Origin of the sequence: Akkermansia sp. N21116, assembly GCF_029854705.2 — a bacterium.
GTDB lineage: Bacteria > Verrucomicrobiota > Verrucomicrobiia > Verrucomicrobiales > Akkermansiaceae > Akkermansia.
Genome location: NZ_CP139035.1, coordinates 2,465,997 through 2,487,668 on the forward strand (window position 1 = coordinate 2,465,997; position 21,672 = coordinate 2,487,668).

The following is a 21,672-nucleotide window of genomic DNA, read 5'->3' on the forward strand; positions in this document are numbered from 1 at the left end:
GAGGACCCCAGTCCTCCCCCCTTTCCTGAGGTTAGAACGTGTAAACCACGCCGATATTACCTGTTATATTATTGGCGCTGCTCTTCACCTCGAATGTGCCGCCCATGTAGAAGGACACGTTCTGGTCGTACGGCATCGTCAGGTCGATGCCAAACAAACCGCCGTAGCGGGATTCGCGGGCAGGCTTCATAAAGTAGCTCGTACTCGGATCCGCGATAAAGGAGGCATGGGTAGGCGCACCCTGGTCAGCAGCATCATAAGTAAACAAGGCCTTGAAACCGACCCGGGCAGCAGGAGCGTCGTCGAAGATCGAACTAAAGCTCTCGTAGTAGCGACCGCCGACACCCAGTTCTACGGAGAGGGCATTTTGTCCTTCAATATTCAACCCGGCATTGCCAATCGGTCCATGTTCCGTGTAGCCGTCGATCGTATGGTAGCCGATCTGAACCTGACCGATCAGCTGGAACACGGAATCCTGCCGGACGCGGGCATCGTAGGCCGCTTCGTAACTGGCATACGTTGCAAATGCCGACGTGTCGCCCAAAGCCTTATTGTAGTAATTGCCGAAGGCCACCGTACGATCGGCGCCGATATCCGTCTGGCTCAAGCCAACCAAACCGTAGTGGTGCCATTGCTTCGTGTCTTTTCTGACGTAGAAGTCGAGGTAGCTGGTATTGTTACGGTTCTTGTTGCCCATAGCCGTCCAGTCTTCCGAATCGTAGGAGAACGCCATGCCCGCCTGGAGTTTGTACATCTGGAAAGCGCGTTCCACACCAACGGTTCCTCCCCAGGCATCCCTCTTATAGCCGGAGCCATTGCCGTCTCCATGCAATTCGGAATGATCACCAGTTGCCTGGGCCCAGACCTGGATGTTGGGATTCTTGGTGGCCATCTTCCAGGAGGTATTATCTACTGCAGAGCGCATAATGCGCATGTGGTTGTTATTCCTGTCGATTTGTGTCTGCATCAGCGGAGTCAGGCAGAGGCCGCCGATGGATTCCAAGGCGTTCTTGATGTTGTCTTCGCCGTTCACATCCTTGAGATTTTCAATGACCTTGCCCATTTCTCCATCAGGGTTCAGGGCTTCGATATGTTCCAGAACATTGGTAATATTTGTGACGTTGTTGACAATTTCATTGTTGATATTGTAGATGTTCTGCCCCTTGTAGTTGAGGTGGAGCACCAAATCGACATGGTTGTCAACCTGTTCAACCTCCACATTGTAGTAATAGAGGTCATGATCCACCTTTCCGCTAAAGGAACCGACAAGGTCGCCGGATTCCAGGATCGTCCACCGGCTCTTATCAGCGACAACCTTTTCCTGTTCCAGCGTGTAGAAGTCCTGGCGGAGTTCTACGGTGGCATTATTCAAGGTTGCCGTCCCGGACACGGAAATCATGTCGGATTTGGAACCGAGGATGTCGATGTCCACGACGTAACGGCTGGAAGAACCCATCGTCAGAGAACCCATGTTCAAGGTAGTGATTTCGCCCTTGTTGTTGACGGAACCGACTTCGATCACGGCATCCTTCGAGGAATAGGCATTGGCAATCACCGCACCCGTCGTACCGGAATGACCGGACAGGGTAGTGCCACCACTCAGCGTAATGTCACCGGATACCATGCGGTCGAGAATCAATTCCCCGGTCTTCACATTGATATCCATCGTATCGGTGATGTCGTCACTCGTGCGCTTGTCGAGCACCAGTCTGCCATCGCCCGTCTTGTTCATCGTACCGGTACCGGCAAGAACCCCGTTCCAGTACGTATCGTTCCAGGTCTTCATTTCGAAGTTCTTGCCATTGGAATCGAGTTTACCTTCAAAGGAAACGCTGTCGACGGCACCGTCCTTGCCGGTCGTGACGACAGCCCTCTCCCCACTAATCTTCAAGGTCGACGATGCATTGCCGAACGCACCGGAAGTTTCACCGACAAGCGTGGAATAGTCGCCAACGGACAGAGTGCCTGAGAATTGATCAGAGCTATTCTGAATCGTAACCTTGCCCCGGCCTTGCAAAGCCAGTTCGGCATTGCCCTCAAGGGATCCGGCAAGATACAGGTTCCTGTTCGTGGACACATTCAACACCCCGTCCGCATTGACGACTAAAGCACCGCCCAGCGTCAAATCCTGTTTCACGTTCATTGTACGGGAGGCTTCTTCGATCGTATCGGAGGACTGCAGAATGATCCTGCCGCCTTCGTCGAGTTTCAATCCCGTCCCGGAGAGGTTCAACTCGCCGTTATTCAGAATCATGTCGCCCAGGACTTCAGCATTGTCATCCAGCGTCAGAGAACCGTCGTTTACCAGAACATCCAGTTCAACAGTTGCATTCTTAATGAAGACGGTACCGCTACTGGTCAGCAGGGAATCTTCACTGTTACCCTTGACGGTGCTTTCGCCGATGAACTTCATCGAAGTATCGGAAGCAACATTGATATTACCGACTTCATACACGGTATGCGCTCCGTCGACCACGGCGGAACCGTCCATTACATTGAAGGAACCGATAATCGTACCGCCGCCATTGAGAAGGAGTTCCTTGGAGCCTGTCTTGTTCAAAGATCCGAGGTTTTCCAAATCACCGCTAAGCGTCGTATTATTGAGCGTTTCCAGGTTCAGGACAGTACCGGAAATATTCTTGCCGATCTCCAGGGAGCCGAAACCGTTACGGCCATTATCTGTCGTCACCGTGGAGTCTTCTCCAACAATCAACACCCCGCCCTTGCCCAGAGCATTATTCGCAGAAAGGATGAGGTGTCCACTCAAGTCCACATCGGAACTGAAGCCGTCATTGCTGCTGTTAATCTTGATCGAGCTATTGTCTCCATTCGTCACCAGATGGAGGGTATGATCCGTACCGACGAGGGCGCCGCTAATTGTCAGCGTACCTTCCGTTACCGAGCCATCGTCCGAGTCAACCGTCCCCGCCTGGATAGTACCGTCAGCGTTGACGATGACATTGCCGGAGAGTTTCTGGTTGTCTCCTTCGAAGGAAACCGTCCGGTTACCGCCGAATTCATCTGAATCTTCCCCACCAAAGGAAATGGAACTATTGCCGAGGCTGCCTCCTTCATTGACAGTCAGATCTCCATCCGGAGCCAGTGAAATCACGCCGGATTCCAGGGAGGAATCCTTCTTGACGACGACATGTGCATTTTCCTGGATCGTGGCATTGCCGCTGACCTGGTTCCTGCCATCGATGGTAAACCAGCCTCCGTTGACTTCCAGATTGCCGATGATGCTGGAGTTGCTCATCGTCAGATCCGTATAATCTCCCTTGGTTATGACATTTCCGATCACCGTGCTGCTATTCATCTCCAGCGATGCGATTTCATCGTCGGAAAGTCCTTCCAACACGAGGCTCCCATTGCCTGTCAGGTTCAAATTGACATTGTTGAGTTCCGCAGAACCTCCTCCGTTGACGGTCATCGAGTCGGCATGCACTGTCTTCTTCTGAGTTTCTCCTCCGGAGATAGCCAAATCCCCGCTGACGGACACATCACCCAGATTGCTGGTGGAATCACTCAGAGACAAATCCAGGGAACCTCCCTGATTCACATTCAACTGGCCGCCGACCGTCATGGAGCCATTAACGGTTGCATCCCCGTCAACATTCATCTCGGTCTTCACATCAACGTGGTTGGTTCCGGATTCCATGGTCAGGCTTCCACTGACAGTCAGGTTGTCCGCGGCAATATTCGAGCTTCCGGCGCCTTCCGTCGTCACCTCGGTTACAGTCATATTGCCGGAAGCGGCAAGATTACTGTTATTCATAACGATTCTGCCAGTATCGTCCACATTGCCGGTTACGGAGATATCAGCATTGTTCTTCAGCACCAGTTCTCCGGCGTTGTCAATACTGGCCACATTCGTATGCGTTCCGTCAAAGACGATGAGAGAACTGCTATCCCCGGTTACGGCTTCCGTCTGCACTTTGCCTCCCACCTGGTCCGTCTTGTTGAAGACAGCCGAAGAACCGGCATGTGCCAGGATATCGCCAAAGGTATTAACACCCTTGCCGGTACTCGCAAATGCCCCGGAAGACAATTCCAGGAAATCAATCACGGAACCGGACGAAGCCAGGTTTAAATCACCATCCACGAGAAGATGATCCAGAGTAATCGCACCGTTCCAGTTCACGGTCTTCGTCCCGGATGTCACCATGGTCAAATCCGAACCGGCAATATTTTTGTCCTGATCTTCGTTGACAATCATCATCACGTTTTTGGCATTCAAGGTTCCACGGGTCCCAAGAGCATTGACGGCGTTCAACACCAAGCTGGACGAACTCACGTCGATATCTCCCGTATGCGTTCCGGAGGCATCCAGCGACAAAGTCCCGCCACCCGAGACTTCGAGAATGCCGCTACCAGCCAGGCCAATTCCCTTCAGGATGGGATCTCCAGCCTCCTGCCCGCCATTAACGCGCATATTCATGCCGGCAAGAGCAATCGCTCCATAGGACTTCATATTGATGCTATGGACACTTAGTTCATCACCGTTGTTCCAGTGTGTACCGAGATCAATGCGCGCAACGCCGCGCGTGTCTCCGTTCATATTCAAGTTGCCTTCAACCTTGCCGCCGAAATAGTGGAGAGAACCGTTTTCGATCGTCACATCCTTCTTGATGACACCGCCGAGGTTCAACGTTGCCTGTCCACCATCCGCCAGCCAGAGGATGCCATTAAGCGTCGACGTACCGGAATCTCCGCCAATAGTCAAATGACCATCCTCCTTCACAATCGTGTTCTTCACTTCGAATGAATCCGTGTCTCCAATGAGATCGGCCTTGCTGGAAATGTAGGCATTCTTGGCGAAGTTGGTGCCCGTCAGCGTCAAATCACCCGCTTCCATAATCAGATCCCCCTCAATGTGGGAATCCGTCATAAGGAAGCTGTTGTCATCTCCGCCCTTGGCCATCGTCACGTCACCCAGCAGGTAAACATGATCCATGTTCAAAGAGTTGGACACTCCTACTCCCTGGTTGACCATCGTGATGCTGCCCTTGAAGCCGGAACCGGTAAAGGTCGATCCATCTTCAAGCGTGAGGGAACCCAAATGGGATCCCAGCAGATCAACATGTCCATTGTCGCGGATTTCCACCGTGCCGATGTTAATGAAGGAATCCGAAGCCACGCCAACAGTTCCTCTGGCAAGGTCGTTGACCTGCACCGTCAGATGACCGCTAACCGTCGTCCTGCCCTGGATATCCAGAAGAAGATCGTCAACAATCATGTCGGAATCACTGGATATCTTCACATCTCCGCCGATCTTCAGAGAAGAACCGATACCACCTGTAACGACAAGCTCGGTCGGCGCTCCCTTGGTTCCAACAACATCGACATTGCCCGTAATTTGAGCAGTGTCTTCAAAACTCAGGGAATTGGAGCCGTTCACCGCCATGTTGCCATGCAGGACGCTTCCGTTCCTGAAGTTCAACGTACCGCCGTTGAGTGACAGAACACCGTTGCCGGAATCGAGAGACAGGAAGACATTGTCCAAATTCACTTCGGCACTGTTGTTCATCGTCAGGGAACCGGCTGACACCGCCCTATGGTCGAGGTCACTGCCCGTCAGGTTCACCGTACCGCCATTGACAACCGCCTTGCCGAGGCTGGAAACCGTATTGCCGGCAATGATCAGGGACAGAGTGCCGCCGGAAACCGTCGTCGAAGTGCCGATGCCCATACTGCCGCGTACTGTTACCGTTCCCTGACTGAGTGTAAAGGTATCAGTCGCGTTCAGGGCATTAATTCCCTTGTCGAGAATGAGATGACCTCCCTCAACCTGGAGCGAACCTACGCTGACGGAAGATGCGACATTCGCATTGCCGGGCAGATCGCTCACCTGAACGGTGCCGGTCAGGACCAATTCCTGGGCCACGGTGATATCGCCATTGATCAGATTCGCCTGGACGAGAGTAAGGTTGCCTCCTGCTACATTCAGCGAGCTGTCGATCACATTCAAGGTTCCCGTGGAATTCATCGTTCCGGAAACATTGACTGCCGAGTAATCCTTCAAATTGAGAGTGCCTTCATTGGTCACGGACTTCAGGGAAGCCGTTACGTTGTTCAGGTCAACTTGCGTCGCGGTGCCAAAAACAGCTAGGGAACTGGTCAGCTTGTCGCCTGCGTTAAAGATGGCATTGGCCTTGGCAGTCACCTCGCCGAAGGTATTGCCGCCTGCGCTGGCAAATCCTCCGGAGTTGACGGTTAGTGAATCGATGGAGGAATTCCTGTTGTCGATGCTAAGGCCGGAGCCCTCCACCGTGAGCGATGTCAGGTTGATGTGTCCCTTCCAGTCAACATTGTCATTCGTCGTCATCGCGACACTGTTGCCGAGCAATTCCTTGCTGTGAGTGCCCGTGACAAACATGTTGACGGTGGACGAGGAGGCAAGATTCAGTGAACCAATGGTACCGAGGACATCGGATGCTCCCAGTATCAAATCACCGGCGCTATAGTCGATATTACCTGTGAACTGATCCTTCAATGCTGCCGCCGTCGCCAGAGTCAGGCTGCCGGAACCGGAGATATTCAACTGTCCCTTGCCCGTCAGGATGCCATTCAAGGTCATCGATTCGTTCAGCATCAGAGAACCGTTGCCATCCATCACAACATCGTTGTCGAATGCCCATATGCTGTTCACCGCCGCCTTTGCGGCGGAAACCGAGGTGCCGTTGAAGTGCAGATCGCCACCAATCGGGGAATTGGTCTTCGTATCCGTCAAAGTCAACAAGCCGCTCGTGATTGTCACATCCTTCGAGACCAGGGCATTCATGCCCGTCAGCGTCGCGCTGCCGCCATCCAGCAGAAGGGCGCCATCGAGGAGTCCTTCCACGTTTAGCTGACCCTTCGGTTTGACGACGGTCGTATCGACTTCAAGGACGGCGTCCTTGCCGATGTTCACCTCGGTATCATTGCCGCTGATAGCGGCGGACTTGGCATAGTTCCTCCCGTTGAGATTCAGGGTACCGCCTGAGATATCGAGCAGACCGTTGATGCTGGAATCCGTCATGTCGAACACATTTGTGGTACCGGCAAGCGTCACATTCTTCTGAACCGTGGTATCCGTCAGGATCAGGTGGTTGTAATCAGCCGAAACGGAAATGCTGCCATCGAGGATCATGTTGCCGAGTTCCAGCGTAGAGCCATTGTTCAATGCCGTTGAATTCGGGCTGCTCAGTGCAAAGTCCGCTTTCAGGCGGGAGGCCGTGCCGTCCGCGCCAACGAGCTTGAAGGAACCGCCATCAATCACATCGACATGGTTCATGCGTCCGAAGTCGAAGCCAGCCAGGCCAGCCGCACCCAGATTCATGGTTCCGGAAACAGTCGTTGTGCCGCCGACATCCAGCGAGAGTTTGTCAATGAGAGATGAGGAACCCTGTTCGACAACAACGCTGCCCTGGATCGTCACGAGAGAACCAACTCCCTGTCCCGTCAGGCTCAGGGTGCTATCGCCCGCAATTTTCACATTGCCTTGAATTGCGGCCGTATCGGTGAAGTCCAACGCAATATCCTGTCCATTGGCCAGAAGATTGCCGCCGAGGATGCTGTTGTTCGTGAAGCTGAGGCGGCCATTCTTCAGGTTGAGCGTACCGTCACCCTGCGAGAGTTTCAGTTCCGCATTGTCAAGGGTCACATGGGAGCCCTTGGAGATATCAACGGACAAGGCATTCATCAGGCGCTGCGTTCCGGCAACACCCACGAGGTTCAAATCTCCGCCCTGGGCCATCACAGTACCGAGGGAAGAAATCGTCGAAGAAGCTGCGGTCAGCGTCAGCGTTCCGCCGTTCAACACCGTATCGCTGCCCACGGTAAGCAATCCCGTGATGCTGGCGGTACCGCCCGACATCAGGAAATTGCCCGCCACCTTCACGGAGTTAATGCCGGTGTCCAACATCAACGAACCGCTGGGTGCAATGTCGAGGCTGGAGGCTACGATGGACGAAGCCGTGTTGTCAGCCGAGACTTGAACCTTGCCAGAAACCGTCATGAGGCCATTTGCCGTCAAGCTACTGTTTTCCAGCGTCGTTTGCGTAAGACTGACCTTGCCGTTGACCGTCAGCGCGCTATTACCTGTTAGAAGCAGATCTCCCGTCGAGTCAAAACTCTTCGTGACGATGATTGCGGAGTTGCCTCCTATCGTCAGATTCCCTTCATTCTGAATCTGTTGCAAGGTGCTTTCTACCTGGTCGAATACCGTCGTAGCAAGCTGGGCAATGGTGAGGGTGCCCGAGATGGAATCCCCATGGTAGAAGGACGCATTGTCCGCGTTCACCGTGACATTGCCAAAGCTATTGGACCCCTTGCTGTCGAAGTTGCCGCCGTTCAGAACCAGCGAACCGATGTTCGACTGGCGCGCAGCCAGAGTCAACCCATCGCCGGAGACCGTCAGGGAATCCAGCGTCATCTGTCCGTTCCAGCTGATGGCACCATCGCGAACTGTCATGACAACGTCATGGCCGCTCATACTCTTACTCTGGTTGCCCGTCACAAACATGTTGACGCCGGAAGCCGACAGAGTCAGAAGCCCACTCGTACCGAGGACATTGGAGGCACCTAAAGTTAAATCTCCCGTGCTGCCATAGATCATGTCTCCCGAGAACTGATCCACGGAGGAATCAGCCGCCTTGTTCAGAGTCAATGCCCCTGTGCCAGTGACATTCAACTGTCCCTTGCCCGTCAGGATGCCATTCATGGTCATCGCATTGCCCAGAGTCAACGTGCCGTTGCCATCCATGACGACATCGCCACCGAAGACCCATGCGTTATTGATGGAAGCCTTAGCGGAAGATACCTGGGCACCGTTGAAGTGCAGGTCGCCACCGAGAGGTGTATCTCCTACGCTTGCGTCCAGAGTAAGAATGCCGCTCGTAATCGTCACATCCTTCGAGACCTGCGCATTCGCGCCTGTCAGGGTCGCACTGCCGCCATCCAGCAACAGGGCACCATCCAGGATGCCTGCCACTCCCAAGTGACCCTTGGGTTTGACAACCAGCGTATCCACTGCAAGCGTGGCATTGGTGCCGATATTGACCGTAGTGCTGTCGCCACTGATGGAAGCGGACTTGGCATAGTTTGTGCCATCGAGGTTCAAGGTGCCGCCGGCAATGTCGAGCAATCCCATGACGCGAGAATCGGTCATGTCGAATACGTTTGTCGTACCGGCAAGCGTCACGTTCTTACTGACTTCTGAATTGATCAGAGTCAGGCGGTTGTAGTCGGCAGAAACAGAGATGCTTCCGTCGAGCGTCATATTCTTGAGGCTCAGAATGGAACCATCATCCTGCGAGACAGAATCCGGGCTGGACAGCGCAATATCCGCCTTCAGTCGGGATTGCGTACCGTCCGCGCCATCAAAGGAGAAGGAGCCACCATTCGCCACATCGATCTGGTTGATACGACCAAAGTCGAATCCACCCGCAACATCGGTCTTCAACTCCATACTGCCATTCACGGTCACGGTGCCGTTAACATTCAAAGCAAGATTGTTCACGATGGAGGCGGAGCCTTGTTCGACCATCATATTGCTGCCGAGGGTCATCATGGACCCGGTGCCCGTACCGGACAATTCCAGCGTGCTATTGCCGGCAATTCTTACATTGCCCCGGATCGTCGCCGTGTCGGTGAACGTCACGAACATGTCTTCTCCTTGAGCCAGCAGGTTGCCACCGAGGACGCTGTCGTTCGCAAAACTCAAGGTGCCGTTGTTCAAGGTCAACGTACCATTCCCGGAGGAAAGGAGAAGTTCCGTGTTATCCAGAGCAATCGTGGAGCCATTCCCAATCGTCGCCGACAAAGCGTTGACGATGCGGTGCGTTTCACTGCCGATCAGGTTCAACCTGCCACCCTGGGCCACGATGGAACCCAGAGAGGAAATTGTCGATGATGTCGAGGTCAGATTCAGTGAGCCCGATGTCAGCAAGGTATTGCCGCCGACCGTCAACACGCCGGAAATATCGGCCGTGCCGTCGGACATCAGGAGGTTGCCCGCCACATTGACGGTGTTCAGCCCGGTATTCATCGCCAAGGAACCTCCAGTCGTGATTTCAAGTGAATCCGCCGCGATGGAGGAGTTTTCATTATCGTCGGCAACCTTCACATCTCCGGAAATCGTCAGTTTGCCATTCGCCTGCAGTCGGCTGTTATGCAACGTCGCACGGGACATGGCAAGTTGACCATTGACCGTCAGTGTACTGGTATCCTTCAGAAGCAAGTCTCCCGTCGATGTAAAGGACGTGGAAACGGTAATCAGCGAGTTCGGTCCAATCGTCAGCGAACCTGCGTTCGTGATCGTTTGCAAAGAGCTTTCCACATAGTTAAAGACCGCGGAAGCTTCGCTGTCAATATCAAGCACTCCCGTGATGCGATCCCCCTGGGTGAAGTTCGCCGAGCTCGTCCCCGTGAGCGTCACATTGCCGAAGGTGTTGGACCCCAGACTCAAGAAGTCCCCTTCGTTGGCAATCAGCGTGCCAATATTCGATGAACGGGCGCCAAGCGTCAACCCTTCGCCGGAAAGCTCCAGTTTGTCCAGGGACACCTGTCCGCTCCATGTCAGGGAATCGGCCGTCGTCATATGGACGTTTCTGCCGATCAGGTTTTTACCCTGGTCTCCCGTCACAAACATGTTGAGATCCTTGACTGACAAGGAAAGAAGTCCGGTGGAACCAATGACATTGGAGGCACCCAGAGTCAGATCACCCGTACTGCTGTAATAGATATCGCCCTGGTATTGATCCGCCGAATCAGATGCTGCCGTCATCAAGCTCAGGCCGCCGGTGCCGGAGACATTCAACTGGCCACTGCCGGTCAAGATGCCGTTGAGCACCAGGGAATCATTCAGGATCAAGGATCCATTGCCATCCATGACGATATTGTGATCAAACACCCAGGCACTGTTCAGCGTAACCTTCGCAGAAGATACGGAAGAGCCGTTGAGGTACAAATTGCCTCCGATCGGGGAATTGAGCTTCGTCCCAGTCAGTTCAAGAGAACCGCTGGTAACTGTCACATCCTTCGAAATCAGGGCATCCATACCCGTCAGCGTTGCGCTGCCTCCATCCAGCAACAGGGCACCATTGAGAATACCTGCCACATTGAGGTGCCCCTTCGGTTTGACAACTGTCGTGTCGACTTCAAGAACAGCCTTCTCGCCGACATTCACCACGGTATCGTTGCCGCTGATAGCGGCGGACTTGGCGTAGTTCGTTCCTGAGAGGTTCAATGTGCCGCCAGAGATGTCGAGCATGCCGTTGATGCTGGATCCCGTCATGTCGAATACGTTATTGGTACCAGCCAGCGTCACATTCTTCTGAACCGTGGTGTTCGTCAAGGTCAGGTGATTGTAATCGGCTGATACGGAAATATTGCCTTCAAGAATCACATTGCCAAGGATAACATCGGAACCATCATCCGCAGCCGTAGAATTCGGACTGGTCAGCGCAATATCGGACTTGAAATAGGACTGGACTCCATCCGCCCCTATGAGCGAGAAGGAACCGCCATCGACAACCTCAAGCTTGTTGATCCTGCCGAAGTTGAAGCCCTCCATGCCTTCTGCCGCCAGAGTCAATGATCCGGCCACAGTCGCAGAACCATTGACGGTCAGGTTGAGCTTGTTGATGTTTGCGGCAGAGCCTGCATCAACCTGGAGATTGGCGCCAACCATTACCAGCGATTGAGCACCCTGCCCGGTCATGGACAACTTGCTGTCGCCGGTTACCTGCAGGTTGCCCTGGATCGTGGCCTTGTCGTCAAATGTCACGGCAATATCATCGCCATTAGCCAGAAGGTGCCCTCCAAGGACGCTGTTGTCGACAAAACTCAACGAACCATTATTCAGCGTCAACGTGCCGTCGCCCATGGACAATTTCAATTCCGTGTTATCCAACACCACTTGAGAACCATTGGAAACCGACACGGACAGAGCGTTGACCATGCGGTGGGTACCATTGCCAATGAGGTTCAAATCTCCGCCCTGCGCCAGAATGGCACCGAGAGAAGAAAGCGTCGAAGCCGTCGAACTCAGCGTCAATGTTCCGGCATTGAGTATGGTGTCACCTCCAACCGTCATGTATCCCAAAATCTCCGCCTTGCCGCCCGACATCGTGAAGTTGCCGGAAACAGCAATGGAATTGATGCCCTCTTGCATCATCAGAGAACCGTCATTGGCAATTTCAAGACTGCTCGCCGTAATAGACGAAGTTTTGTTGCCGGCACCTACCAGAAATTCGTCGGAAATCGTCAGTTTGCCATTCGCCGTCAATCGACCATCGGTCAATGTCGTCCGGGCCAGGTTGATATCGCCATTGACCTGCAGGGAACTGTTGCCGGAGAGGACAAGATCCCCCGTCGAATCAAAGTTCCCGGAAACAACCAGTCCGGAATTCGAACCAATTGTCACGGTCCCTGCATTGGAAACCCGCTGCAAGGTGCCTTCTACATTATTGAAGGTCGCGGAAGCCGTTGAGGCAACATCCAGTAACCCCGTCAGGGAGTCGCCCAGATTGAAGGCCGCATCCGAGTTTGCGCCTACAGTCACGCCGCCAAACGAGTTGGAGCCCTTGCTGACAAAGGTGGTGTCCACGAGCTGCAAATTGCCGATGTCGGACTGGCGAGCCGCCAGAGTCAATCCATCGCCCTTGACCGTCAGGGAATCAAGAATCACCTGTCCCCCCCAAGTCACAGAGCCATCCGTCATCATCGTCACGTTCGTCCCGGCAAGGTTTTTGCCCTGATCGTCCTTCACGGACATGTTGACATTGTCGCCGGAGAGGGAAAGAAGTCCGGACGTACCGACTGCATTCTTGTGCCCCAGCACCAAATCACCGGCACTGTAATAGATGTCGCCGGAGAAGACGCTTTCCGCCTGATTGTTGAAGGACATCGTTCCCGAACCATCGATATCGAGGCGTCCAGCGCCTATCAACGCGCCGTTGAGCACCATATCGTTATTCAGCGACAAGGTGCCGAAGCCCGACATCGTCAGGCTGCTGCCCATCTCCCACTTACGGTCAACAATCACATGTGCGGAGCCATCGGCTTCCGTGCCATTGAAGATCAATCCATTGGCCAGAGGATTCTCATTGGTTCCATTCAGGAGCAATTCGCCGCTGCTCACCTTCACCCAGTTGGTGATGGTACCGCCAGCGGACACCGTTGCAGAACCTCCTTCCAGCAGGAGAGCTCCATGGAGCGTCCCCAGGACATCCAGATGCCCCGTCGGCTTCACCACCGTCGTATCCACCTGGAGGGAAGCACCGTTATTGACGGAGACAAAAGCATTGTTGCTGACGGAAGCTTCGCGGGCGTAGTTGGTACCCGTCAACGTCATCGTTCCGCCGGCCACGTCAAGCATGCCGAAAATGGAAGAATCCGTCATATCGAAACGGCTGCCCTCATCGTCGGTGATGGTGATGTCTCCCGTATGAAGGATATTGGTCAAAGTCAGCGTCGAACCGCCGGAAATCGTCAGTTTGCCGGCAAGAAGAGCCTTGTCGGCAGAGGATAATCCCGTCGCACTCAAGCCCGATCCTTCCAATACAAGAGTATTGCCGACAGAACCGAAATCATGCCCCGCCTCCGATGTTTCCAAGACAACCTGCGAGGAAGCAACCGTCATATCTCCCGAAACACCCAGTCTGCCATAAACAGTCAACTCCGTATCAGCGTCCATATCAAGACTGCCGGTAGCAAAGGTCGTACGCTTATCCACCAGGATAAAGGCATCGTCACTCAACAAGGTATTGCCCTTCACAGACAATGTTCCTCCTCCGGTCAAATCCAATCCCCCATAGGATACCATCATGTCCCCGGTCACGGAAAAAGAGTCGTCTATATACAGCTGGTTCCCTCCGGACACTCCCAGTGAACCGGTAAGCATGGAAAAACCGCTGAAATGCGCCAATTCACGCATATCATCCGAATCATTCACCAGGAGAAGGGTTCCTTCTCCTCCATCCATTTCGAGATTGATGTTGGAAAGGTCCAATCTTCCGCCCTCGTCGCTCTCTCCGGAATCGTAAATTTCCATTATGGCAGCGGACACTTTCCGCATGGAAGAACCATTGGTTCCGATCGACAAGACTCCGTTGACAAACACATCTCCCAAGTCGGACTCAACCGGGCCTATAGCCCTCAAATTCAAGGTCGTCCCCAAATCAATGAACATTCCGGAGGAACTGACAATGCTTCCGTAGACATGCGATTCTCCGGCTTCTTGAATAAACTGCCCGGATAAGGACACATTGTTCACTCCTTCTTTCAGATTCAGAGCACCCGCACCCGAGATGGTCAAATCCGCCGCCTGCAGCAACGATGTCGTATTGCCGACGCTTGAAGCCACGGTTCCTTGAACCTTGAGATTGCCTTCCAAGGCAATCGTGGCATTGCCCAGGAATGTTTCCGCCAGGGAAGCATCATTTTCCCCCCCGTTTTCCACAGTCAGGGAACTATCCTTGACCGTCAGCGTCCCCGTCGACACCAGGGAAGCAGCATCGTCTCCAGAGCCGGAAACGATCAAAGCCGTCTTGCCGGACAAAGTCAGAGCCCCGGCATTATCGATACTCTTCACCAGAGAGACAATGGAGGAAACCACGCCATTCAGGAAGATTTCCCCATCAGTGGCAGTCGTCACGGTACCATTGACCGAACCGCCCGTATTGACAACAATACTCCCATTTTCCGCATCCAGATTCGTCAATATATTGGCGCCGTTACTGATGAGCGAACCGCCCGATACATGGACATTACCGAGGGAAGAACCGTTGCCTGCCAAAGTAAACGACTTGTCTCCCGATTTATTGAACGTACCCAGACTGACGGTCCCGAGCCATGCGGAATCCTGCAGTGTCACGACATTCAGAATGTCGCCCGTCATATTCTTGGATTGCTCAATCGTGCCGGATACACTCTGACGACCAATCGTCATTGATGCATCGGAGTTCTGGAACGCCAGAGTTCCCTTGGATCCGAGAGCGTTTGTCGACGTCAAAGTCAACATGCCGGCACTGTACCTGATATCGGTTTCATGCGTACCGGAGGCCCCCAAGGACATAGTTCCTTCGCCAGTCACCGTCAGGACGCCGTTTCCGGACAAATCGCCCGCCAGGTTGAAGGCTCCTTCCTTCTCAATGGAGATTTGCCCGTACCCCAGCATTTCCAGATGATTGTCGGCATTCCAGATACCTTCGACATTCATCTGTGCCGGAGAATTCCCGGAAGTGCCGGAAAGAACCAGACTGCCTCCCACAGATCCCCGGACATAATGGAAAATGCCTTCGCTGATCATCAGATCACCCGTCAGGGTTCCGGCATCCCGATCATTCCCCATATTGACTGAACCTCCAGAGATACGAACGCTGCCCTCCATCGTTCCGTAAATGTTCAGCACGGCATCGGCATTGACGGTCGTCGTCAGGGACTTGAAGATACTGCCGTCCAGCACTGTCATCTGCGTATCGCCGCTGATGGAAGCTTCCGTCGCCGTATTCATCGTTCCCGTGACGTTGAAGATGCCTCCATTCATGGTCAGCTTCCCGGCAATGTCGGAATCTTCCATGGTGAATTGATTGGGATTGTCCTTACCGGCGTTTTCCACCGTGACATTACCCGCCAACTTCACATGCGAAAATGCCAGAGTATTGCCTCCGGATCTTTCAAGCGTAATCGAGCCGCCCAAATTGGACCTGGAAGCAGCATCCGCAGATTTACCCTGAAGAGTCAGGGAAGAGCCGTCGCTCATCGCCACTGCCCCAAGCCTGCCAAGAGAATCTTTCTCAGAGGTCAGGGAAAGACTGCCGTACGACAGGGACGTTTCCCCGTTCACGAGCAGTTCTCCTCCGTCCCATGCCATGGCTGCAGCATCGGCATCGACACCGACTATAGCCAGGTTGCCAAGAGTCAGAGTACCCGAACCGTTCACCTCCAAATTTCCATTCACCGTCATCGTTCCCGTAATGGCCGCAGATGACGATACTTGGGCGGAATTTCGGTCAAGGATCGTCACGTTGCCGGTTACGAGGCTATTGTTCAGGCGGAGCTGTTCATAGGATTTTTGGGGATCGGTACCGCCGTTCAGCAAGAGAGTCCCATTCCCTTCGTTCAGATTCAAATTGACGTTGGTAAGATCAAGATAGGAATCTTCATGATCGACCGTAATGGCAGAAGCGGATACGTTCCTCGGTCCGTCGCTGCCGGGAGCCGAGATCGACAAATTACCCTTCTGGATCGACACCGTTCCGATGGAGCTCGATTTTTCGCCGGCAAGATGCAGATCCAGATTGCCTCCGTTCATCAGCAGTTTTCCACCCACGTTGAGATTTCCCGTAATCACGGAATCCCGAGAATCCTCGGCCATCATGAAATCTCCGGTTACCGTCACGTTGGCAAGCCCGGAATTTTCTTCAAACAACAATTGTCCGCCTGCGCTGACATTCAAGATGCCGGCCACAAGCTGCGATTCTACATTATCCGAGGTCGTCGCCACCGTTCCTTTGACCTCGACGCTCATCTTGCCGCTGAGTACGGAGTCCTTCAACGAAGTCGTGCCGAGAGTTGTCAGGCGGTTGACAGCCAGAGAACTGGAATCCATGTTGAGAATCCCCGAGGATTCCATATCCCCCGCAACAGTAATGGAAGTACTGTTAATCAGATTGAGAGTCCCCTTGTTCGTCAGGCCCAGGATATTATGCGCCGTCACGCCATCCAGCGTAATGGTCGACGAGTCCGACGTCATCACACCGTTGATTTCATCCCCGGCGGAAAGATACAACTCACCGGAATCGGACAAGTCGATATTGCCGAATTTGTTGGAGCCGTTACTCTTGAACGTACTCTTGTTGAGCCTCAATGTTCCGATAAACGAATTGGAGGAGGCAAGAGTCATATTGCTGCGTTTGTCCCCAACATTGCTCAATGTCAGTTCAGTCAGGTTCATGATGCCGCTCCAAACAACCGGATCGTTTCCTACCGTAAAAGCAGTCATCTCAACCCGGGTATATTCGGACATCAGATCCTTGCCTTGGTTAGCTCTCACGTCCAGACGGGCTGTACCGATATGACCGGGTAATCCGTCCGCCTGGGTCAGAGTCAATCGTCCACTATTCCCCAAAGCGTTTTCCCCGGAGAGAGTCAATACCCCCGTTCCATTATATTCTACTTCGCCAGCATGAGTACCGCTTGCCGTAAACTCGAAGTTTCCTTCTCCAATCAATCTCAGAGTTCCCTTGTTGATCACGCTTCCGTTCATCGTCAGCGTCTTTCCACCAACGACGCTGATTGTTCCGAAGTTGCTCATGGAAAGGATATTGTTGATGCTTGTCGAACAGTCGTTCACAACACTGATCCTTGCTTCGTCGGCTACGGCTCCGTTCATGGTAATTCGCCCGGCTACGGCACCTGCCTTGTACACGAATTCCCCGGCATTGACCGTTAAATTGCCAGTCAGGGCAAATCCCGGAGAAGGCATCGTATCTCCCATATAATCAGGGGAATCCATTGTCACAACAACACCTGTGCCGTCCAGAATCAATCCGGAGTCCAACTGGGATGAAATCGTCATCGACGCATCGTCGACAAGGCGGATATTATCTGCCGTCAAGGCTCCGTCCAGAATCCGGACAACAGTCTTGCCGCCAATCGTAGCTGTCTTGACGCTATTACTGCCTTTGGAATTGAATGTACCGCCGTACAGGGTCAAATCCCCCAGTAGTGTCGTGTCCTCCATGGACAGCGTATTCAAAGCAGACTCTCCGGACATCGATACATTGCCGTCAAGAATGAGATTCTTCAACAATAACGTATTGCTTGCCGATGTATAAGAATTATCGTCCAGCGTCATATTCCCGGCCAGGAGAGCCTTGTGGGCAATGTCGCGGCCGGATGCTGTCATCGTGGAACCCTCGGAAAGAGTTAATGTTCCCAAGGAACCGAAGTTCTGGACGGACGTTCCTGTCAAGCGGTCTTCCAGCGTCAGAACCGCCCCCGACAGACCGGATATGCCGGAAATTCCGATCGAACCGTACACGGCAGCCTCAGCGCCGGCGGTCATATTCAAACCTGCAGCCTTCAAGCCGGTCGGAGATTGAACCACCAGCTTATGACCGGCACCAAGTTCTACCTGCCCCTGGAAAGAAATGTCCCCTTGACCGGACAAAGTCAATGAACTCGAAGCATCCAGAAAATCGAGATTGCCCGTCACATAGACGGAGTTGGACAATTCGACGGCATTGGCGGCCGATACGGCAATATTGCCTTCCAAGCGGACATTGTTAAATGTAACCAGCGAGGAAGGTTGATCTGCATCGCTGTTTCCCGTCATCGTCAAGTTCCCAAGTCCGCCATTAATATTCAAGTTGATATTGTTCAAAACCAGGGAGGCGTTTTCCTCAATGGAAACCGACTCCGCCCGGACAGTCTGGGTACTGGGATTTACCGTATTTCCGACAGTAAAGACGCTCTTTCCACTCATGGACACATCCCCCAGATAGCTGGACGTATCACCTACGGGCTGGAGGGTTAATTTCCCATCTCCCGTCATGCCAAGAGTATTTCCCACAAGAAGAACACCCTGGACCATTGAACTGCCTCCGGAAACAGTCATATCCTCATTCACATTAACCGTATTGATACCGTTCGAGAAGTCGAGACCTCCGCCCGAGATCATCAAACTGCTTGTCTGGAATGAAGAAGACTTATTGAGTTCACTCGCATGAATAGAACCGTTCCCCGTCACCGACACGGTATCGGTGATGCGTAAAGTTGCATTATTCAAAGAGACCTCTCCGGACGATACAAAAGATTCTCCTACAAGGATGTTGGAGCCGTCTGACAAATTCAGGGTTCCCTCATTGGCAACCTTCTTGATGTTTGTCGTCAAACCGTTTAAGTTAATCGTGGCTCCGGTACCTGTTTCCAAATTTCCGTTAACGGTATCTCCCTGGTTCAAGGTGATGGATGCGGACAGGGCAGCTCCGGCCTTATTCCTCGCGATCAGATCGACAAACCGGTTACTGCCCTGACTGAACAGATTTCCTTCCTCCACGGTCAGCGAGCCGATTGTGGAACTGCGGTTGGCAATGGTCAGATCGAATTGACCGTCCTTGGTCAGAGAATCCTGGTAAATAGTCCCGGCCCAGGTAGCATCTCCTTCTGTCGTCAATTTGATATGCGTCGCCACAACGTTCTTGGATTGGACGCCCGTGACAAAAGCATGCACATCATCCGTCGTTGTTCCGTAACTGCCAATGTATAATGTTCCGACCGTACCAATAGCATAATCGGTATCCAGATGGAGTTCACCAAGTGCTTCATAATGGATATCTCCTGTATGAGTACCGGACTTTTCCAAATGGACATCACCCGTTCCCGTCACAGTCAGATTGGAACTGCCGGACAGCACGCCCTTCACATTCAATACCGGAGAAGAAGAAATGTTCTCTTCTCCCAAATTAATCTGTCCGCTTGCATTAAGAGCCAGATTGCCGATCGCCCAGTTCTCGTGAATATCCAGATTACGATCGGAAGACAGATAGGAAGTAAAGGTAATATTGGTCAACCTGCCGGCAGGCATCGATTTCCCGGTTCCTTGATACGTGAATGTACCCGAAGCAATATTGATATCCTTCTCAAGGCTAGCGACATCACCTTTCAACAAGGCATTGCCGCCTTCCAGATACAGTTCGGAATTCAGGGAACCTTCAATCGTCAGAAGATTATCCGACAAATGGGTTTCCTGTGCAGTGAAAATCGTACCGGCATGAATCTCCGAATCTGCTCCCAAAGTAGCCTTGCCAGTCACCGTGTTCTGTTGCCCGTCAAATGTCAATGTACCGCCTTCCACCGTCAGGGAACCGTCGATAGTCGCGTCGGTCATAGAGAAAATGTTGGAAGATCCTTCCACAAGAACTTTGCCCGTAAGGACACCATTCTTCATCTCAAAAGTGTTGGCATCGGCATTGTCCGCCAATGTTACATTGCCTCTCAGGATGAACGTTCCCGTAGAATAGTGCATTTCCTCGTCAAGCCCGTAATCCACCCCCACGGTCATATTGGCACCGTTGTAAATCACGATATCGCCCATGGAACCTAAATCGATATCATTCTCCGTCGCAAACAGGTGTAAATTACCGCGGACTTCGGATGTCCCGGAAATAGCGAAAACGGAATCCGTCATATACACATGGGTAGCGATGTGACCGACCATTAGGGAAGAAGCCTGGAGCGTACTATCCTCAATATGGCTCACATTCTCCTCACCCAGCAGTTTAATGTCTCCGTTCCTGGCCCACAACTCCGTGGATTTCATATTCAAAATACCTGAAGTTGTGAAACTGCCGACATAATTGATCTTTGAATTATTCAGCGTTAATATCGATCCCTTCGCCACGGCAATAGACTCAGTCGGCTTCGAGTTATCAAGATTGACATTGTTCAACTCGGCACTGCCGAGAGACATGAGTTGAAGGCCGTTGTTGAACGTGCCGCCATTCATGACAATCTTACCACTGTTCTGAGCGGCAAGAGTTCCCTGCACTTCACTGTCTGACAATTGAATGAGGGAATTCTCACCGTCCGCCGTCACGCTTCCCTTAAATAAGACCCCAGATGATCCTCCAGTCGTTTGCGTCTCAAATGTACCGTCCGCTACCAGGAGACTCCCCATGCTACCGCCTCCCTCCACAATCATGGCACCTTTACCAAACTTGGTCAAAGCTCCAGGCACAGATCCTTCAGCCGCAGGCCCAATGGCTCCGGAAACAACCAGGGAATGGTTTTCAGCAATATTAACCAACGCATCGGAAACCACATTCATGGAAGAGACCGTAGCATCGCCGTACACATTCAACTCACGGTTCACTCCGAGATTTCCGGAAAACACAACGGTTTGCCCTACGGAACTGTCGTACATGTTAACCGTCCCGGCCTGCAATTCCAAGTTGCCTTGCACGGAAGAACCGCTCTTCAAAGTCACTACGCCGTTTTGAACGGTCAAATTCCCTCTGATGTCCGCGCCGTACTCGTCAGAGGCGGCTATTTTACCGGCAAGATCCAATATCGCTCCGTTCTGCAACGTTAAATCCGTTTTTAGAGTAACGTTGCAATCAATCGTCTGCGTTCCGGAAATAATCGATGTCGTCGATGCCTCCAGAATGGAAGAATTACCGGAACCATTAATCGTCACTCCTCCGGTTTCCAAACCACTCTTGACAGAGCTGGCAAGTATCAATTGCCCAAATCTGTTCGTGCCCTCGATATTCAATTCACCCCCTTGCATCGTCACGGAACCTCCCGCCAAGACAGCGGAATTGCTAACGGACAAGATGTCGTTTGTCAAAGCGACATCACCTTGCAACATCACGTTTGTAAGATTGATTTCTCCGGAAACTTCGTAAGTACCCACGACATTTCCGGACACAGTCAGGATCGTATCGGGATCCGTCCCATTCCCGGACAAAGTCAGTATAGCCGTATTGAGCTCGATTTCTCCAAGAGTATTCTTACCTGAAAAACCGGTCAACGACAGATTACCCCGAAGAACCGTCTTATCTTCAATCGACAATTGACCGTTGGTGACGGCCAGGTTTGCGTCCAAGGTCATCGTCTTGGAGGAAATATGACCGTTCTCGACAAGCAGATCCCTGTTCACAGTCAAGGCCAGGCTCTCCAATG

1 protein-coding gene is annotated in these 21,672 nt (G+C 52.8%); it reads right to left on the bottom strand.

Annotation, left to right across the window (positions count from 1 at the left end):
• Window positions 1–31: 31 nt before the first annotated feature.
• Window positions 32–21,649, bottom strand: a complete 21,618-nt coding sequence (locus tag QET93_RS09490) for a hypothetical protein (RefSeq protein ID WP_280132225.1) — start codon at window positions 21,647–21,649, stop codon at window positions 32–34.
• Between the last annotated feature and the right edge of the window lie 23 nt (window positions 21,650–21,672).